Source organism: Mycolicibacterium chlorophenolicum, from assembly GCF_001044235.1.
GTDB lineage: Bacteria > Actinomycetota > Actinomycetes > Mycobacteriales > Mycobacteriaceae > Mycobacterium > Mycobacterium chlorophenolicum.
Map to the genome: position 1 here is coordinate 263,444 of NZ_JYNL01000020.1, position 17,585 is coordinate 281,028.

The window sequence follows — 17,585 nt, forward strand, 5'->3', positions numbered from 1 at the left end:
CGCGTCAGGCGGTCTGTGCCGCCGCCGCGAGGCAGTCGGCCACGATCGCGTGGATCTCCTCGGCGGTGAGCCCTCGACCGTCACAGTCGTGCGCGACGAGATCGGAGACGAGGTCGTCGCCCGGCAGCCGGCAGCGGTCGGCGACGAGCACGTCGACGTAGCCGCCGAGTGCCTCACGGTCGCCGTCGTCGATCCATCGCGACACGGCCAGCCAGTCGCGGACCGGGACCCCGAGGGCGCCCAGCACGTCGCACAGGCGCCGTCCGAGCACCACGGTGGCCGCACCGTCCTCGGCGCCGCCGCCGATGCGCGCGGACAGCATCGCGGGCAGTCGTAGCGACTGCACTACGGCATCGGTCACCCTGTGACGGTAGCCGGTCCGGGCACGTCTCAACCGGCGGCCAGGTGTGACCTGAGCCACGAAAATTGCTGCGGTGGAGCAGTTTTCCCCATAAGTGCGAGCGATTCACAGCAGATTGACAGCGCCGAGAGGCCTCTCACCGGAATAAGCTTAGTTTTACTAACGTAGTTTTCTCCGTGGGCGCAACGAAGCGCCCCGTAACCAACGATTTCATTCTTGCGAGGACTTCTGATGCCGACTGAAACCCGCGACGAGCGGCTCGCCCGCCGCATCGCCGACTTGCACGCGACCGATCCCGAGTTCGCCGCCGCCACGCCCGACGACGCGATCTCCGAGACCATCGACCAGCCCGGGGTGCGCCTCCCCCAGATCATGGCGACCGTGCTCGACGGCTACGCCGATCGGCCCGCGCTCGGACAGCGTGCCGTGCGCTTCGTCATCGATCCGCAGACCGGACGCACCTCCGCCGACCTTCTCCCCCGGTTCGAGACCATCACCTACGCCGAACTGTCCGCCCGGGTGCACGCGGTGATGAACACCCTGACCGACGTCGCGCCCGGTGACCGCGTCGCCCTGCTGGGCTTCACCAGCGTGGACTACACGGTCATCGACATGGCCCTGGCGCTGTCCGGTGCGGTGTCCGTCCCGCTGCAGACCAGCGCGCCGGCCGCGACGCTGCGGCCCATCATCGCCGAGACCGAGCCCGTGATCATCGCCTCTGCGGTCGACCACCTCGCCGACGCCGTGGAGCTGGCGCGCGAGGCCGACACCGTGCGCCGCGTCATCGTCTTCGACCACCGGGCCGAGGTCGACGACCACCGCGACGCCGTCGCCGACGCCCGCACCCGCCTCACCGAAGGCGGCCGCGCGATCGAGGTGCTCACCCTGGCCGAGGTGCTCGAGCACGGCGCGACTCTGCCTGCAGCACAGCCGTTCTCCTCACCCGAGCAGGATCCGCTGACCCTGCTGATCTACACGTCCGGCAGCACCGGCGCCCCCAAGGGCGCGATGTACCCGGAGCGGCTCGTCGCCGGTGCGTGGCTGCGGTCCGGGCGGTCGACGTGGTACGGCGAGCACGCCACGCCGTCGATCACGCTGAACTTCCTGCCGATGAGCCACATGATGGGCCGCGGCCTGCTCTACGGCACCCTGGGAGCGGGCGGGACAGCGTATTTCGCTGCGCGCAGCGACCTTTCGACGTTCCTCGAGGACCTCGCGCTGGTCCGACCCACACAGCTGACCTTCGTGCCGCGCATCTGGGACACCATCTTCGCCGAGGTCGCCAAGGAACTCGAGCGCCGACCGGACGGCGAAGCCGAGGTCTACGCCGACCTCCGCCAGAGCATGCTCGGCGGCCGCTACGTGATGTCGATGACGGGATCGGCGCCGCTGTCGCCGGAGATGCGCACGTTCGTCGAAGCATTCCTCGACCTGCACCTGATCGACGGCTACGGCTCGACCGAGGCCGGCGCGGTGTTCGTCGACGGCGAGGTGCAGCGCCCGCCGGTCATCGACTACAAGCTCGTCGACGTCCCCGACCTCGGCTACTTCACCACCGACCGCCCGCATCCGCGCGGCGAGCTGCTGGTCAAGAGCGAGACCCTGTTCCCCGGCTACTACCGGCGGCCCGAGATCACGGCCGAGATGTTCGACGAGGACGGCTTCTACCGCACCGGCGACGTCGTCGCCGAGACCGGACCCGATCGGCTCGTGTACCTCGATCGCCGCAACAACGTCCTGAAGCTCTCGCAGGGCGAGTTCGTCACCGTCTCCAAGCTCGAGGCGGTGTTCGGCGACAGCCCGCTGATCCGGCAGATCTACATCTACGGCAACAGCTCACGGTCCTACCTGCTGGCCGTCGTCGTACCGACCGAGGACGTCCTGGGCCGCGACGACGCCAAATCCCTGATCGGCGAGTCCCTTCAGGACGTCGCCAAGGCGGCGGGCCTGCAGTCCTACGAGATCCCCCGCGACTTCCTGATCGAGACCACGCCGTTCACGTTGGAGAACGGCATGCTCACCGGCATCCGAAAGCTGGCCCGACCGAAGCTGAAGGAACGCTACGGCGATCAGCTCGAGGCGCTCTACACCCAGCTGGCCGAGGGCCAGGCCGACGAGTTGCGCGCACTGCGTCGGGACGGCGCGACCCGGCCGGTCGTGGAGACCGTCGGCCGCGCGGCCGGCGCCCTGCTGGGCACGGCGGCCACCGACGTGCAGCCCGACGCGCACTTCACCGATCTCGGCGGAGACTCGTTGTCGGCGTTGACCTTCGGCAACCTGCTGCGCGACATCTTCGACGTCGAGGTCCCGGTCGGCGTGATCGTCAGCCCCGCCAACGATCTGGCGGCACTGGCGGCCTACATCGAGACCCAGCGCCAACCCGGCACGAAGCGGCCCACGTTCGCCTCGGTGCACGGCGCGGACGCCACCGAAGCGCACGCCCGCGATCTCACGCTGGACAAGTTCATCGATGCCGAAACCCTCGCTGCCGCACCGTCACTGCCGGGCCCCAGCTCGGAGGTCCGGACCGTCCTGCTGACCGGCGCCACCGGCTTCCTCGGCCGGTACCTCGCGCTGGAGTGGCTGGAACGGATGGATCTGGTCGACGGCACCGTGATCTGCCTGGTCCGCGCCAAGGACGACGACGCCGCACGGGCCCGGCTGGACGCCACCTTCGACACCGGCGACGAGAAGCTGCTCGCGCACTACCGGGCGCTCGCCGCCGATCACCTCGAGGTGATCGCCGGGGACAAGGGCGAGGTCGACCTCGGGCTCGATCCCGCGGTGTGGCAGCGGCTGGCCGACACGGTCGACCTGATCGTGGACCCGGCGGCCCTGGTCAACCACGTGCTGCCCTACAGCCAGCTGTTCGGACCCAACGCCGTCGGCACCGCGGAGCTGATCCGCATGGCGTTGACCACCCGGCAGAAGCCGTTCGCGTACGTCTCCACCATCGGCGTCGGCGCGGGCATCGAGCCCGGCCGTTTCGTCGAGGACGGCGACATCCGGCAGATCAGCGCGACCCGTCGCGTCGACGACAGTTACGCCAACGGCTACGGCAACAGCAAGTGGGCCGGTGAGGTGCTGCTGCGCGAGGCCCACGACCTGTGCGGCCTGCCGGTGTCGGTGTTCCGCTGCGACATGATCCTGGCCGACACCACCTACGCCGGCCAGCTCAACCTGCCGGACATGTTCACCCGGCTGGTGTTCAGCCTGGTCGCGACCGGCGTCGCCCCCGAGTCGTTCTACCAACTCGGCGACGACGGCAAGCGGCCGCGGGCGCACTACGACGGGCTGCCGGTGGAGTTCATCGCCGAGGCGATCTCCACGCTCGGTGCCGCCGTCGCGACGGATTCGGAAACCGGATTCGAGACCTACCACGTGATGAACCCGTACGACGACGGGATCGGCCTCGACGAGTTCGTCGACTGGCTGATCGAGGCCGGGTACCCGGTGCAGCGCATCGGCGACTACGCCACCTGGTTGCAGCGGTTCACCGCGGCGATCAACGCGCTGCCCGAACGCAAGCGGCAGGCGTCGCTGCTACCGCTCCTGCACAACTACCAGCACCCGGAGTTCCCGGTCCGGGGCTCCATCGCGCCGACGGATCGCTTCCGAACAGCGGTGCAGGAGGCCAAGATCGGGCCGGACAAGGACATCCCGCACGTGACGCGGGAGGTCATCGTCAAGTACGTCACCGACCTCGAACTGCTTGGCTTGCTCTGACGGTCAGCGGTGCACCAGGGTGCGGTCCCCGCGGCCACGGAAGAGGTTGCGCAGACCGCGCCGACGGGGCGGCTGCTGCTGCGGATCGATCACCTCGGTGGGCGTATCGCCCACCGGGGTGCCCGCGGCGACGGGCCCGGTGTGGGTGACGGGCAGCGGGCCGGTGTGCGCCGGGGTGTCGACGACCGCGGCGCGGTTGACGTATTCGACGTCGCGGACACTGCGGACCGACACCCGACCCAGCGCGAGTGCGCCCAGGAAGATGATCAGCGCGCCCAGGCCGTAGAAGTAGGTCAGGTCGAGCCAGACCCGCTTGGTCTCGTCCGCCGCCACCGGGGCTCCGGCGTCGCCGAGCCCGAGCGGCCCGGCCAGCGCGCGGCCGATCACGAACCATGCGCCGGCGGCCACGGTCAGCCAGCCGCCCAGCATCGCGGTCGCGCGGTTGCGGGAGGTCAGCAGCAACAGGCCGCCGATCACGGTGACGACGCCGGGCAGCACCTCGAGCCATCCTCGGCCGGTCGTCCAGATCCACGGCTGATCCGGAGTGAATGCGAAGTCGAAGTTCGGCCCGATGAACGGGATGAGCGCACCCCAGATCCCGAGCAGAACGAGCAGGAGCCCGCTCGCCGCGCCGCGGCTGCGGGCGATGGTCATGCGGCCGCCCCGGGGGCGGTCCGCACGTTGAGATCCGATCATGATGCCTCCTTGTGACGTGCGCAGAGGAGTACCCCCGCGCTGTCGGGCGTAATCGACGGGCGCGGTCAACCGCCCGCGCGGACCGCGTCCACCACCCGCAGAACGGCGTCGGCCACCGCCGCGGGCTGATACAGCATCACGTTGTGACCGCTGCCGGGCACGACCTGCGCCGCTGTGCCCAGCGCAGCGGCCAGCATCTCGTTGGCCGAGCGGATCTGGTCCTGTGTGTAGTTGTCCGGGGTGAGCTGCTCCGGCGGCGGGAACCGGTCGGCGCTGAGCACCGCGACGGGGACCCGCGGCAGCGGCGGCGCGGAGGCGACCTGTGCGAACGACTGCTCCGCCAGGACGCCTTCACCGTCCGGGCCCCTGTCACGGACGTCGGCGAAGAACGCGGCGTTCTGTGCCGGGGTTCCGACGCCGGGGAGGAACTCCGACGTCGGGTCGACGAACACCAGTCCGGCGACGAGCTGCGGATGCTCGCGGGCCAGCAGGTCCAGCACGAGCCCGCCGTAGGAGTGGGCCACGAACACCAGCGGGACGGGCAGCGCGGCGGCCGCGACGAGGGCGACGATGTCGTCCACATCCTGCTGCGCGGTGTGCGGCTGCGGCACCGTGGTGGAGCGGTCCGCACCGTCCGGGCGGGTGCCGGGCCGGTCGTAGGCGCACACCGTGGTCGCGCGGGCCACCGTCGGTTGCGTGGCCGCCGCGCTGGGCACCAGCTGCGCCCGGTCGATGACGTCGAAGGGTGACGCGCGGACCGGGTCGTCGGCGGGGACCACGTAGTTCCACACCTCGGCGTAACTGCCCAGTCCGGGAATGATGAACACGGTCGGGGCACCGTCACCTTGGCAGTCGAGGAACAGTGAGCGTCCGCCGCCGATGTCGACCAAACCGGGCCGGGCGTCGCCCGGATCGCCCGCGGCCCGGGCACCTCCGGGCATCGAGAGCAGCAGCGCCACCAGCGCGGCGATCCGACGCCACGTCACCCGCGCGACGCTACAGCGCCCCGTTCACCACCAGCAGCACTATCGCGATCAGGGGCAGGGTGCCCTGGATGACGGCCGCGCGGGCCTTGTCCCGGGCGGCGGCGAGCAGCACGACGGCCGCGGCCAGCATCGACCCCAGCCCGGCGTAGAGCAGCGCCGCGCCGACGGCGTGGGCTCCGAGCGCGGTCGCGACGATGCCCGCGCCCGTCACGATCGCCAGGAACAGGTTGTAGAAGCCCTGGTTGAAGGCGAGGAGACGGGTGGTCTGCGCCTCCTCCTCGGTGGTGCCGAACACCGCGCGGGTGCGCGGCGCGGTCCACGTGAAGGACTCCATCACGAAGATGTAGACGTGCAGCAGCGCCGCCAGCGCCGCCACGATCAGGCTCACGGTCGTCATCACCCGAACAATCCTTGCTGACCCAGTCCGATGACGCCGCTGGGAGGGGTCATGCCCAGATGCGTCCAGGCCAGGGCCGTGGCGACCCGGCCCCGCGGCGTGCGCGCGATCATGCCGGCGCGCACCAGGAACGGCTCGCACACCTCCTCGACGGTGGTGGCCTCTTCCCCCACCGCGACCGCGAGCGTCGACACCCCCACCGGCCCGCCGCCGAAGCTGCGGGTCAGCGCCGAGAGCACGGCGCGGTCCAGCCGGTCCAGCCCGAGCTCGTCGACGTCGTAGACCTCCAGCGCGTACTTGGCGATGTCGCGGGTGATGACCCCGTCGGCGCGGACCTCGGCGTAGTCCCGGACCCGGCGCAGCAGCCGGTTGGCGATACGCGGCGTGCCGCGGGAGCGACGGGCGATCTCGGCGCCGGCGTCGGCCCCCAACTCGATGCCGAGGATGCCCGCCGAGCGGGTCAGCACGCGCTCCAGCTCCGACGGTTCGTAGAAGTCCATGTGCGCGGTGAAGCCGAACCGGTCGCGCAGCGGTCCGGTCAGCGCGCCCGACCGGGTGGTGGCACCGACGAGCGTGAACGGCGCGACCTCCAGCGGAATCGACGTCGCGCCGGGACCTTTGCCCACGACGACGTCGACGCGGAAGTCCTCCATCGCGAGGTAGAGCATTTCCTCGGCCGGGCGCGCGATGCGGTGGATCTCGTCGATGAACAGCACGTCGTGCTCGACGAGATTGGACAGCATCGCGGCCAGATCACCAGCCCGCTCCAGCGCGGGGCCGGACGTCACGCGCAGCGACGAGCCCAATTCGGCGGCGATGATCATCGCCAGCGACGTCTTGCCCAGCCCCGGCGGCCCGGACAGCAGGATGTGGTCGGGCGTGCCTCCGCGGTTCTTGGCGCCCTCGATGACCAGCTGCAGCTGTTCGCGCACCCGAGGCTGGCCGATGAACTCCCCCAGCGACCGCGGCCGCAGGCTGGCGTCGATGTCGCCCTCGCCGACGGTCAGCGCCGCCGAGACCTCGCGCTCGTCGGCCACCTCCGGCGGTTCGTCGTTCTCGAAGCGGCCCATCACTTCTTCCCCAGCATCGACAGCGCCGACCGCAGCGCGCCGGACGTCGTCGCCTCCGGATCGTTGGCGAGCACCTTGTCGGTGGCCTCTTCGGCCTGCTTGAGCGCGAAGCCGAGGCCGACGAGCGCCTCCACCACCGGTCCGCGGATCCCGAACCCGCCGATCGCCGTCGTGCCCGCCGACGTGGACGTGCCGACCTTGTCGCGCAGCGTCAGCACCAGGAGTTCGGCAGTCTTCTTGCCCACCTTCGGGATTCGCGTCAACGCGGTGACGTCGCCGTCACCGATCGCCGCTCGCAGAGTGGGCCCGTCGTACATGGCCAGCGCCCCCAGCGCGATGCTCGGGCCGATCCCGGACACACCGAGCAGGGTCAGGAACAGGTCACGGGCGTCGGAGTCGGCGAACCCGTAGAGCGTCTGGGAGTCCTCCCGCACGATCATCGCGGTGATCAGCCGCGCCTCGGCGCCGCGCCGCAGCGTGGCCAGTGTGGCCGGGGTGGCCATCACCTTGTAGCCGACACCGGCAGCCTCGATGACGACGTGGTCGAGGGCGATGTCGAGCACCTCCCCGCGCACCGACGCGATCACCGGGCGCTCCGCGACATCTTGGCGGCCTTGAGCGTGGCCTGGTATTTGCGCCGCTGTTCGGCCGCCATCTCCTCGGCGGCGGCCATCCGGGCGATCATCGGCGCGCGCCAGCAGTGGCAGATCGCCAGGGCCAGCGCGTCGGCGGCGTCGGCGGGTGTCGGCTTCTGTTGCAGGGCAAGGATTCTCGTGACCATCTCGGTGACCTGCGCTTTGTCGGCGCGGCCGTTACCGGTGACGGCCGCCTTGACCTCGCTGGGGGTGTGGAAGTGCACGTCGATATCGCGGCGCGCGGCGGCCAGGGCGATCACCCCGCCGGCCTGCGCGGTGCCCATCGCGGTGTTGGCGTTCTGATTGGAGAACACCCGCTCGATCGCGAGGACGTCGGGCTCGTGGGTGTCCAGCCAGTGTTCGACGGCATCGCTGATCGCGAGCAACCGGTGCGCCAGCGGGTGCTCGGCCGGGGTGCGCACCACGTCGACGTCGAGGGCGATGACCTGGCGGCCCCGGCCACTCTGGATGACCGACAGCCCGCACCGGGTCAGCCCGGGGTCGACTCCCATCACCCGCACGCCAGCCTCCTACAGAACATTTGTTCGAGAGCTTAGCGGCGGGATCCGACCTTCGGCGGCAGGGACACGCCTCAGAGCGCGTAGTTCCCCGAGCGCCAGCCCTGCGCGATCTGCGTGGCCAACTCCCCACTGCGTGCACCGGATCGGCGCCATCCGCGCACCAGCTCGCGCTGCACCTCGACGTGGTCGCGTTCGACGACGAGCACCCATCGCACGCCGAGGAACTTCGCCACGAACCAGAAGGGCCACAGCAGCAGAACCGGCAGGATCAGCACGAGGCCGACCACCCAGCCGAAGAAGTCGAAATTGTCCAGCAGGTCCTCCACGCCGGGGAACGGCCACAGCCTGCGGTGCACCGACCACTGCGAACCGTTCGGGTCCGTGACGACGGGCATGGGCAGAGCATAGAGCGCGCAGGTCAGGACGGCGCCGCGGCGGGTTCCGGCACTGGGGCCGCGAGGGCCATCCCGCGGTACTGCGGCGCGAGCACCCGTCCCGCGGCCCGCAGCGGTTCGACCGAGCGCAGCGTTCTGGCCAACAGGAAAGCTCCTTCCAGACCGCCGATCACCGCCGTGGTGAGGTCACGGGCCCGCCGTTCGTCCACGCCGCGCGCGACGAAGTAGGCGGTGCCGCCGGCGATCCAGCCCTCGAAGACCGCGCCGGCGGTCTGGCGGAGTTCCTCGACGGTGTCGGCGACCTCCGCCGCCACGCTGCCCACTGGGCACATGTTGGCGAAGGCGGTGCCCTCCATGTCGTCCGCGGCCTGGTCGAAGATCGCCTGAACCGCCTCACCCAGGTCGGTGTACGCGTCGACGACGGCCGGAATCAGCAGGCCGTAGGCGGCGCCGGCGTTGGCGAGAGCCTCCCGGGCGATCTGCGCCTTGCCGCCGCGGAAGTGGTGGTAGAGCGAGCCGATCGGCGCCCCCGACGCGTCGGCGATGTCCTTCATGGCCACCCCGGCGTAACCGCGCCGGCGCATCAGCTCCGCGGCCGCGGTGAGGATCGATTCTCGGGTGGACCTTGCCATGGGCACCTCCTGGTGTCAGGCTAGAGCATACGTTCTAGAACGATCATTCTAGTGGAGGACACATGAAGTCAGTCGAGGTCGCCGCCGGCACGGTGCAGTACCGAGAGGAGGGCGATCCGAACGGGCCGCCGGTGGTGCTGCTGCACGGCCTGCTGATGAACGACGCGCAGTGGGATCCGGCGCTGCGGCACCTTCCATCGGGGTTCCGTTACCTGCTGCCGGTGCTGCCGATGGGCGGGCACCGCGTGCCGATGCGCGCGGACGCGGACCTGACGCTGCCGGGAATGGTCGGCATCGTCGCCGATGTCCTCGACGCGCTGGACCTGACCGACGTCACCCTGGTCGTCACGGACTGGGGCGGCCCGCTGTTCCTCACCGATCTTGGCCGCGACAAGCGGGTGTCACGTCTGGTGATCTGTCCGTCGGAGGCCTTCGACAACTTCCCGCCCGGCTTGCCCGGCAAGGTCGCGTGGCTGGCCAGCCGCAGCACCGCCACGGTGTGGCTGGCGATGCGCCAACTGCTGGTCGCCCGGCTGCGCCGGCAGCGGCTGATGTTCGGGATGATGGCGAAACACCCTGTGCCCCAAGCGGTGGTCGAACAGTGGGTGGCGGCCGGCCTGGCCGACCGGGCGATCCGACGGGACCTGGTGAAGTACTGCCGGACCCGATTCGACAAGGCCGATCTGATCCGCGCGACGCAGCGGCTCGCGGAGTTCGACGGGCCGGCGCTGGTGCTGTGGTCGGAGAACCCTGTGATGCCGGTCGACCACGGCCGACGCCTCGCCGACCTGCTGCCGCACGGCCGGCTCGCGATGATCGAGGACGCCTACGTGCTGGTGATGCTCGACCAACCGGAGCGCACCGCCGCGGCGATCGGCGAGTTCCTGGGCGTCACCGCGGCCCGGTGACCGCGGGCGTCGCCCCCGATGCGCGATACTGAACGTCGCGTTCAGGTCACGACCAGCGGAGGCACGCCGATGACGAAGACCGTGGACCCGGATCCGCCGGCCGCCCGGGTGGGCCGGCCCCGCAGCGAGCGGTCACGGTCGGAGGTGCTGCGTGCAGCATCGGACCTGATGCGGGAGGTCGGCCTGCGCGCGATGACGACCGATGAGATCGCCGCCCGCAGCGGCGTGGGCAAAGCCACCATCTACAAGTGGTGGCCGAACAAGTACGCCGTCGCCGTCGAGGCGTTTCTCGCGGCGATGGACACGGCCGCCGCAGACCCCGACACCGGATCGGCGGAGCGGGATTTCCGCCTCGCCCTACGCGGCATCATGCAGTTCTATCGCGGCCCGAACGGGCGGGTCTTCGCGCAACTGATCGGTGAGGCGCAGAGCCACCCCGACATTGCCGCCGAGTTGCGCCACCATCTGATGCAACCGCGGCGCGAGGTGGGACGCGCGATCTGGGACCGCGGCGTCGCCCGCGGCGAGCTTCGCACCGATATCGACCGCGAGATCGCCGTCGACCTGGTCTTCGGCCCGGCGATGTATCGGTTGCTGGCGACCGATGCGCCGCTGGATGCGGAGACAGCCGACGCGATCGTGGCTGCGGCGATGCGGGGGCTCGCGGCGGTGTGATCGACTTCATTCCCCGGCGGGGATGACGCCGGGCGCGGTAAGCGCTCTAACTTACGAAACTGAACGTTCAGTTTCGAAAGGAGAAACTGACAATGCGTCATCCCCTCATCGCATCATTGGTCGCGGCCGGAGTCGCCGCAGCGATCTCGTCGGCCCCGATCGCTCTCGCCGCGGACAACAGCGCCGACTGCACGTACTCCGGCGACGGCACCAGCCTGTGTCAGTCACCCGGCAACGCGCAGCTGGTGACAGCTCCGCCCGACGTGCCCTACCAGCCCTGGAGCTACTACCCCTACGGCGGCAACCTCATTGTGTTGGGCGGTCACCCGCACCACCAGCGGTAGTCACCGCCGGGGTCAGTCCTCGTCGAGGGCGGCGGCGACGTCGTCGGGGATGTCGATATTGGTGTAGACGTCCTGCACGTCGTCGCTGTCTTCGAGGGCGTCGACCAGCTTGAGCACCTTGCGGGCGGCCTCGAGGTCGACGGGCACGGTGACCGAGGGCTGGAAGCTCGCCTCGGCCGAGTCGTAGTCGATGCCGGCCTCCTGCAGCGCGGTGCGCACGGCGACCAGATCGGTGGGCTCCGAGATGACCTCGAAGGTGTCGCCCAGGTCGTTGACGTCCTCCGCACCGGCATCGAGAACCGCGGCCAGCACGTCGTCCTCGGTGAGCCCGTTCTTGTCCAGCGTCACGACACCCTTGCGGGAGAACAGGTAGGACACCGACCCGGGGTCGGCCATGTTGCCGCCGTTGCGCGTCATCGCCACCCGGACCTCGCCGGCGGCGCGGTTGCGGTTGTCGGTCAGGCACTCGACCAGGACGGCGACGCCGTTGGGGCCGTATCCCTCGTAGGTGATGGTCTGCCAGTCGGCGCCGCCGGCCTCCTCGCCCGCGCCGCGCTTGCGGGCGCGCTCGATGTTGTCGTTGGGCACCGAGTTCTTCTTGGCCTTCTGGATGGCGTCGTACAGCGTCGGGTTGCCGGCGGGGTCACCGCCACCGGTGCGGGCCGCCACCTCGATGTTCTTGATCAGCTTGGCGAAATTCTTGCCGCGACGTGCATCGATCACGGCCTTCTTGTGCTTGGTGGTGGCCCACTTGGAATGGCCGCTCATCTACTCGCTACCTCTTTCACCCGACTCATTCACGACGACGTCGAAGTCCGATCGACCAGTCTACGTGCCCGTCATCCCAGGTCGTCAGAGATGTAGCGCTGCAGGTTCGGCGCCACCGCGGCGACGAGCGCGTCCTCGCTCATCGAGGCGATCGGCTCGATGCGCCAGACGTAACGCATCATCGCCAGCCCCATGATCTGCGACGAGATCAGGCCGCTGCGCGTCTGCCGACCGGCCTCGTCCACGCCGAGCTGCGAGACGCCGATGAGGCTGCGCTCGACGATCAGACGCAGCTTTTCGCGCGTCGCCGACTCATGGGCGGCGGTCTGCAGGATCGCGCGCAGGACGGGACCGATCTCGTCGTCGGCCCAGGCATCGAGCATCAGCCGAATCAACGCCTCTCCGAGGTGCGGCGCAGGGGTGTTCCACGTGGCCGCCACGCTCTCCAGCCACCGCTGAGGCGGCGCCGTCGCCGCGTCGAGCAGCGCTTCTTTGGACCCGAAGTAGTGGTAGACCAGCGCGGGATCGACGTCGGCCGCCCGGGCCACCGCCCGCATCGTGGTGCCGGCATATCCGGTGTCGGCGAACGCCTGTCGCGCCGCAACGAGGATTCTGTTCGACAACACCCCGCGTTCGTCGCGAGGCCCTGGGGGGACTTTCGGCACGGGTCTCATCGTAGCGGGAATTTCACGTTGCGATGAGACTAGTTTCAACGTAGCGTGAGATTATGCCCATCAGTGCACGCTCGTTGAACGGTCCGCAGGACACCGGCCGCGAGTACCGCAACCTCAGCGCGCCCCGCTTCGGCATCACCCACCTCGTCAACCAGCGCGTCCCGATGCGCGACGGCGTCAACCTGATGGCCGATGTGCACCGCCCCGACGCTCCGGCGAGGTTCCCGGCGCTCATCGCCGCATCGCCGTATCCCCGGCAGATGCAGGATCTGGGCGCGCCCGCCGGCTTCATCGAGGCGGGAGCGACCGATTTCTGGGTGCCCCGCGGTTACGTCCACGTGATCGCCAACGTCCGCGGCACCGGCGGGTCCGGGGGCACGTTCGGCTTCTTCGACGCCCAGGAACGTCGCGACATGTACGACCTGGTCGAATGGGCGGCCGCGCAGCCGTGGTGCGACGGCAACGTCGGCATGATCGGCATCAGCTACTTCGCCATGACCCAACTCGAGGCCGCGGTCGAGCGACCGCCACACCTGCGGGCGATCTTCCCGATCGCCGCCACCGCCGATCTCTACGACGCGGCGTCACACCATGGGCTCACGAGTTCGGCGTTCATCACACCGTTCCTGTCGATGATGGGCCTGACGTCGGACCGCAGTGACGTGTTCTGGCGGCGCAACCCGGTCATCGCGGCGGCCCGCCGCATCCTCAACACACCGCGCGTGCACCGGAAGTTCGCCACGATGAACGGCGAAGCCGCAGTCACGATGATGCGCCAGTTGCTCAAACTCCCCCACGACCCGCACCCGTGGGATGACCTGTGGCTCGACACGATGGTCAAGCATCCGCTGCGCGACGCCTGGTGGGAGGAACGCAACCTGCTGCCGCTGCTGTCCGAGGTCGACATCCCCGTCTACCTCGGCTGCGACTGGGAGAATGTGCCGTTGCACCTGCCGTCCACGTTCACCGCATGGAAAGCGTTGGCGCACAACCCGAATGTCCGGATGGCGCTGCTCGGCCGATTCGGCCTGACCTGGCCCTGGGAGAGTCTGCACCACGAGGCGCTCGCGTGGTACGACCACTGGCTCAAAGGCGCCGACACCGGGATCATGGCCGGGCCGCCCGTCCGTTACGTCCTCCCCGGAGCCGACGGCTGGCACGCCGACGACACGTGGCCGCCGCCCGCGACGTACCGGCGGTGGGCGCTGCGCGCCGACGGCGCGCTGTCCGACGACGAAGGCGTGCCCGGCACGCGCGAGTTCCTGACACTCGGCGCGGGCCTCAACCGCGCCAAGGCCAGCGCGGTCGACCCGCCGCCGATGCTGACGTGGACGTCGGCCCCTCTGCCGGGCGCGCTCGACGTCGTCGGCGAGATCGAGCTGCAGCTGCAGGCGTCGGCCACCGCGGCCGACACCGCGTGGATCGTCACGCTGCGCGACGTCGACCCCGACGGCGCGGTCACCGATGTGACCGCCGGCTGGCTGCGTGCGGGGCTGCGCACCGTCGACGACGCGGCCAGCCACGAGGGCGCTCCTGTGCTGAGGTGCGAGGTCGCCGTGGCCGTACCGGCAGGCCAGCCGGTGACCTATCGGATCCCGCTGGTGCCCAATGCCCGCCGCTTCGCCGCAGGACACCGGCTGCAGTTGGTGCTGACCAGCGACGACCAGGACCCGGCCAGTCCGGCGATCATGGACTTCCGCCATGCCAGCGTCGGCACCAGCAGCGTGAACAGCGTGTCCTCCGGCTCGCGGTTGCTGCTGCCCGTGCTCGCTTCGAGTGTTAGCTGAGCCACACAGTCTGGTCCCCCTATCTTACTGCGGAGTAAGGTGTCTCCCATGACGTTCTCGCTGGAGTTGTCGTCCGATCTCGTCGACGTTCAGAAGTGGGTCCACGAGTTCGCTGCGGACGTGATCCGCCCGGCCGCCGCGGAATGGGACGAGCGCGAGGAAACCCCGTGGCCGATCATCCAGGAGGCCGCCAAGGTCGGGCTCTACTCGATGGAGTTCTTCGCCGAGCAGGCCACCGAACCCAGCGGGCTGGGCATGATCGTCGCCTTCGAGGAGATGTTCTGGGGTGACGCCGGGATCGCGCTGTCGATCCTGGGCACCGGGCTGGCCGCGGCGTCGCTGGCCGCCAACGGCACCCCCGAGCAGGTCGGCGAGTGGGTGCCGCAGATGTTCGGCACCGTCGACGATCCGAAGGTCGCCGCGTTCTGCTCGTCGGAGCCGGGCGCCGGTTCCGACGTCGGCGCGATCCTCACCCGGGCGCGCTACGACGAGGCCACCGACGAATGGGTGCTCAACGGCACCAAGACGTGGGCCACCAACGGCGGTATCGCGAACGTCCACGTCGTCGTCGCCTCCGTACACCCGGAATTGGGCACCCGCGGCCAGGCGTCGTTCGTCATCCCGCCCGGCACCAAGGGACTCAGCCAGGGTCAGAAGTTCCTCAAGCACGGCATCCGCGCCTCGCACACCGCCGAGGTGGTACTGGACGACGTGCGCCTCCCGGGCCGCATGATCGTCGGCGGCAAGGAGAAGTTCGACGCCCGCATCGCCAAGGTCCGCGAGGGTAAGAAGGCCGCCGGGCAGGCGGCGATGGCGACGTTCGAGCGGACCCGCCCGACCGTCGGCGCGATGGCGGTGGGCGTCGCCCGGGCCGCGTTCGAGTACGCGCGCGACTATGCCTGCGAGCGTGAGCAATTCGGCCGCAAGATCGGCGAGTTCCAGGCGGTGGCGTTCAAGCTCGCCGACATGAAGGCCCGCATCGACGCCGCCCGCCTGCTCGTCTACCGCGCCGGCTGGATGGCCCGCAACGGCAAGAGCTTCGATTCCGCCGAGGGGTCGATGGCCAAGCTGGTGGCCAGCGAGGCCGCGGTGTACGTCACCGACGAGGCGATCCAGATCCTCGGCGGCAACGGCTACACCCGCGAGTACCCCGTCGAGCGGATGCACCGCGATGCCAAGATCTTCACGATCTTCGAGGGCACCAGCGAGATCCAGCGACTGGTGATGGCGCGCGCGATCACCGGGCTGCCGATCCGCTGAAAGCCGTTGACTCTGTAGTCAATTCGATCGCGTTCCCGTTCCGGCGACGGAACACAGGCGTCACGAGCACGAAACACAGGCGGCCTACCGTCGGCGAATGACGTCTGAACTCGGCGACGAGGTGCGCACCACCGACCTCGACAGACTGACCGCCACCAAGGAGACACTCGAGGACTACACGCTGCGCTTCGCGCCGCGCAGCTACCGGAAGTGGTCGACCGGCGTCGTCGGCATCTCGGCGCTCGGCGGCATCGCGTACCTCGCCGACTTCGCGATCGGCGCCAACATCGGGATCTCCTACGGCACCACGAACGCCCTGTGGGGCATCCTGATCTTCGCCGTGGTCATCTTCCTGACCGGCTTCCCGCTGGCCTACTACGCGGCGCGCTACAACATGGACCTCGACTTGATCACGCGCGGCAGCGGATTCGGGTACTACGGCTCGGTGGTCACCAACGTGATCATGGCGACGTTCACGTTCATCTTCTTCGCCCTCGAGGGGTCGATCATGGCCCAGGGCCTCCAACTCGGCCTGGGGGTGCCGCTGTGGCTGGGCTACGCCGCCTCCACGCTGATCATCTTCCCGCTGGTGATCTACGGCATGAAAGTCCTGTCCACACTGCAGGTCTGGACGACGCCGCTGTGGCTGATCCTGATGGTCGCGCCGTTCGTGTACCTGGTGGTCAGCCATCCGGAGTCGGTGGGCCAGTTCTTCGCCTATCAGGGCGAGGCGGGTAACGGCGGCTTCGATCTGGGCCACACGCTGCTGGCAGCAGGCGTGTGCCTGTCCCTGATCGCCCAGATCGCCGAGCAGATCGACTACCTGCGCTTCATGCCGCCGAAAACACCCGAGAACTCCCGTAGTTGGTGGACGTGGATGATCCTGGCCGGACCGGGCTGGGTGTTCTTCGGCGCCATCAAACAGGTCGTCGGGCTGTTCCTGGCCGTCTACCTGATCGCGAACGTCGCCGACAGCGCCGGCATCGCCAACCAACCGGTACACCAGTTCCTGGAGATCTACGAGAACTTCCTGCCCGGCTGGCTCGCCATGACGCTGGCCGTGGTGCTCGTGGTGATCAGCCAGATCAAGATCAACGTGACGAACGCCTACTCGGGGTCGCTGGCCTGGACGAACTCGTTCACGCGGGTGACCAAGCGCTATCCCGGCCGGCTGGTCTTCCTCGGCTTCAACCTGCTGATCGCACTGATCCTGATGGAAGCCAACATGTTCGACTTCCTGAACACCATCCTCGGCTTCTACGCTAACTGCGGCATGGCCTGGGTCGTGGTGGTGGCGTCGGACATCGTGTTCAACAAGTACCTGCTGGGCCTGTCCCCCAAGGCGCCCGAATTCCGGCGCGGCATGCTGTACGCGATCAACCCGGTCGGATTCGGCTCCATGCTGATCGCGGCGGGTGTGTCGATCCTGGCGTTCTTCGGCGGCCTGGGCGAGGGCATCCGGCCCTACTCACCGCTGGTCGCCATCGGTCTGGGCCTGGTGCTGCCGCCGATCATCGCGATCGCCACCAAGGGCAAGTACTACCTGCGCCGCACCGATGACGGCATCGACCTGCCGATGTACGACGAGCTGGGCAACCCGTCCGGTGCCCACCTCACCTGCCACGTGTGCCATCACGACTACGAGCGGCCGGACATGCTCAAGTGCCAGACCCACGACGCGTTCGTCTGCTCGCTGTGCCTGTCCACCGACAAAGTGGCCGACCACGTGCTGCCGGCCCAGTCCTGAGCG

At 69.3% G+C, this 17,585-nt stretch carries 18 protein-coding genes; 7 read left to right on the forward strand and 11 right to left on the reverse strand.

Going from position 1 to position 17,585, the window contains the following annotated elements; translation table 11 throughout:
- Positions 1–4 precede the first annotated feature (4 nt).
- The gene (locus MCHLDSM_RS09235) at positions 5–361 is read right to left on the reverse strand and encodes a hypothetical protein (protein ID WP_234713939.1); all 357 of its coding nucleotides are present in this window, start codon (positions 359–361) and stop codon (positions 5–7) included.
- Between the two features lie 231 nt (positions 362–592).
- Between MCHLDSM_RS09235 and car the strand changes: the two genes are divergently transcribed.
- Positions 593–4,087 (forward strand): carboxylic acid reductase, encoded by a 3,495-nt coding sequence (gene car / locus MCHLDSM_RS09240; protein WP_048469799.1) that lies wholly within the window; start codon positions 593–595, stop codon positions 4,085–4,087.
- A gap of 3 nt (positions 4,088–4,090) precedes the next feature.
- Here car and MCHLDSM_RS09245 read toward each other — a convergent pair whose 3' ends face one another.
- The 8 genes from MCHLDSM_RS09245 to MCHLDSM_RS09280 form a co-directional block, all read right to left on the reverse strand.
- Positions 4,091–4,783, reverse strand: coding sequence for a hypothetical protein (locus MCHLDSM_RS09245; RefSeq protein ID WP_048469800.1), 693 nt, complete (start codon positions 4,781–4,783; stop codon positions 4,091–4,093).
- Positions 4,784–4,848: 65 nt separating this feature from the next.
- Complete coding sequence (locus tag MCHLDSM_RS09250; RefSeq protein ID WP_048469801.1) at positions 4,849–5,769, reverse strand: alpha/beta fold hydrolase; 921 nt, start codon at positions 5,767–5,769, stop codon at positions 4,849–4,851.
- A 10-nt stretch (positions 5,770–5,779) separates the two neighbouring features.
- Positions 5,780–6,166 (reverse strand): DUF1304 domain-containing protein, encoded by a 387-nt coding sequence (locus tag MCHLDSM_RS09255; protein ID WP_048469802.1) that lies wholly within the window; start codon positions 6,164–6,166, stop codon positions 5,780–5,782.
- Entirely contained in the window at positions 6,166–7,236 is a 1,071-nt protein-coding gene (gene ruvB / locus MCHLDSM_RS09260) for a Holliday junction branch migration DNA helicase RuvB (protein WP_048469803.1), read from the reverse strand. The genes MCHLDSM_RS09255 and ruvB overlap by 1 nt, the downstream gene beginning before the upstream one ends.
- A complete protein-coding gene (ruvA, locus tag MCHLDSM_RS09265; protein ID WP_048469804.1) occupies positions 7,236–7,823 on the reverse strand; it encodes a Holliday junction branch migration protein RuvA in 588 nt (195 codons plus the stop codon). The genes ruvB and ruvA overlap by 1 nt, the downstream gene beginning before the upstream one ends.
- Positions 7,820–8,392, reverse strand: a complete 573-nt coding sequence (ruvC, locus tag MCHLDSM_RS09270; protein ID WP_082168802.1) for a crossover junction endodeoxyribonuclease RuvC — start codon at positions 8,390–8,392, stop codon at positions 7,820–7,822. The genes ruvA and ruvC overlap by 4 nt, the downstream gene beginning before the upstream one ends.
- A 71-nt stretch (positions 8,393–8,463) precedes the next feature.
- On the reverse strand, positions 8,464–8,787 hold the full coding sequence (locus MCHLDSM_RS09275) for a hypothetical protein (RefSeq protein WP_048469806.1): 324 nt from the start codon (positions 8,785–8,787) through the stop codon (positions 8,464–8,466).
- A gap of 23 nt (positions 8,788–8,810) precedes the next feature.
- Complete coding sequence (locus MCHLDSM_RS09280) at positions 8,811–9,419, reverse strand: TetR/AcrR family transcriptional regulator (protein ID WP_082168803.1); 609 nt, start codon at positions 9,417–9,419, stop codon at positions 8,811–8,813.
- Positions 9,420–9,481: 62 nt separating this feature from the next.
- Here MCHLDSM_RS09280 and MCHLDSM_RS09285 point away from each other — a divergent pair, with 62 nt between their 5' ends.
- The 3 genes from MCHLDSM_RS09285 (at position 9,482) to MCHLDSM_RS09295 (ending at position 11,346) form a co-directional block, all read left to right on the forward strand.
- Complete coding sequence (locus MCHLDSM_RS09285) at positions 9,482–10,327, forward strand: alpha/beta fold hydrolase (RefSeq protein ID WP_048469807.1); 846 nt, start codon at positions 9,482–9,484, stop codon at positions 10,325–10,327.
- A gap of 69 nt (positions 10,328–10,396) precedes the next feature.
- A complete protein-coding gene (locus MCHLDSM_RS09290) occupies positions 10,397–11,002 on the forward strand; it encodes a TetR/AcrR family transcriptional regulator (protein ID WP_048469808.1) in 606 nt (201 codons plus the stop codon).
- Between the two features lie 92 nt (positions 11,003–11,094).
- Entirely contained in the window at positions 11,095–11,346 is a 252-nt protein-coding gene (locus MCHLDSM_RS09295; protein ID WP_048469809.1) for a hypothetical protein, read from the forward strand.
- 12 nt (positions 11,347–11,358) lie between these two features.
- On the opposite strand, the gene MCHLDSM_RS09300 is transcribed toward MCHLDSM_RS09295, so the two are convergent.
- Positions 11,359–12,114 carry a YebC/PmpR family DNA-binding transcriptional regulator gene (locus tag MCHLDSM_RS09300; RefSeq protein WP_048416250.1) on the reverse strand — a complete coding sequence of 252 codons (756 nt, stop codon included), beginning with the start codon at positions 12,112–12,114 and terminating at the stop codon, positions 11,359–11,361.
- Positions 12,115–12,185: 71 nt separating this feature from the next.
- Positions 12,186–12,779, reverse strand: coding sequence for a TetR/AcrR family transcriptional regulator (locus MCHLDSM_RS09305; RefSeq protein ID WP_109788794.1), 594 nt, complete (start codon positions 12,777–12,779; stop codon positions 12,186–12,188).
- Between the two features lie 62 nt (positions 12,780–12,841).
- Between MCHLDSM_RS09305 and MCHLDSM_RS09310 the strand changes: the two genes are divergently transcribed.
- The 3 genes from MCHLDSM_RS09310 (at position 12,842) to MCHLDSM_RS09320 (ending at position 17,582) form a co-directional block, all read left to right on the forward strand.
- The gene (locus tag MCHLDSM_RS09310) at positions 12,842–14,575 is read left to right on the forward strand and encodes a CocE/NonD family hydrolase (RefSeq protein ID WP_048469811.1); all 1,734 of its coding nucleotides are present in this window, start codon (positions 12,842–12,844) and stop codon (positions 14,573–14,575) included.
- A gap of 48 nt (positions 14,576–14,623) precedes the next feature.
- A complete protein-coding gene (locus tag MCHLDSM_RS09315) occupies positions 14,624–15,835 on the forward strand; it encodes an acyl-CoA dehydrogenase family protein (protein WP_048469812.1) in 1,212 nt (403 codons plus the stop codon).
- Between the two features lie 97 nt (positions 15,836–15,932).
- Positions 15,933–17,582, forward strand: a complete 1,650-nt coding sequence (locus MCHLDSM_RS09320) for a purine-cytosine permease family protein (RefSeq protein WP_048469813.1) — start codon at positions 15,933–15,935, stop codon at positions 17,580–17,582.
- The last annotated feature ends 3 nt before the right edge of the window (positions 17,583–17,585 follow it).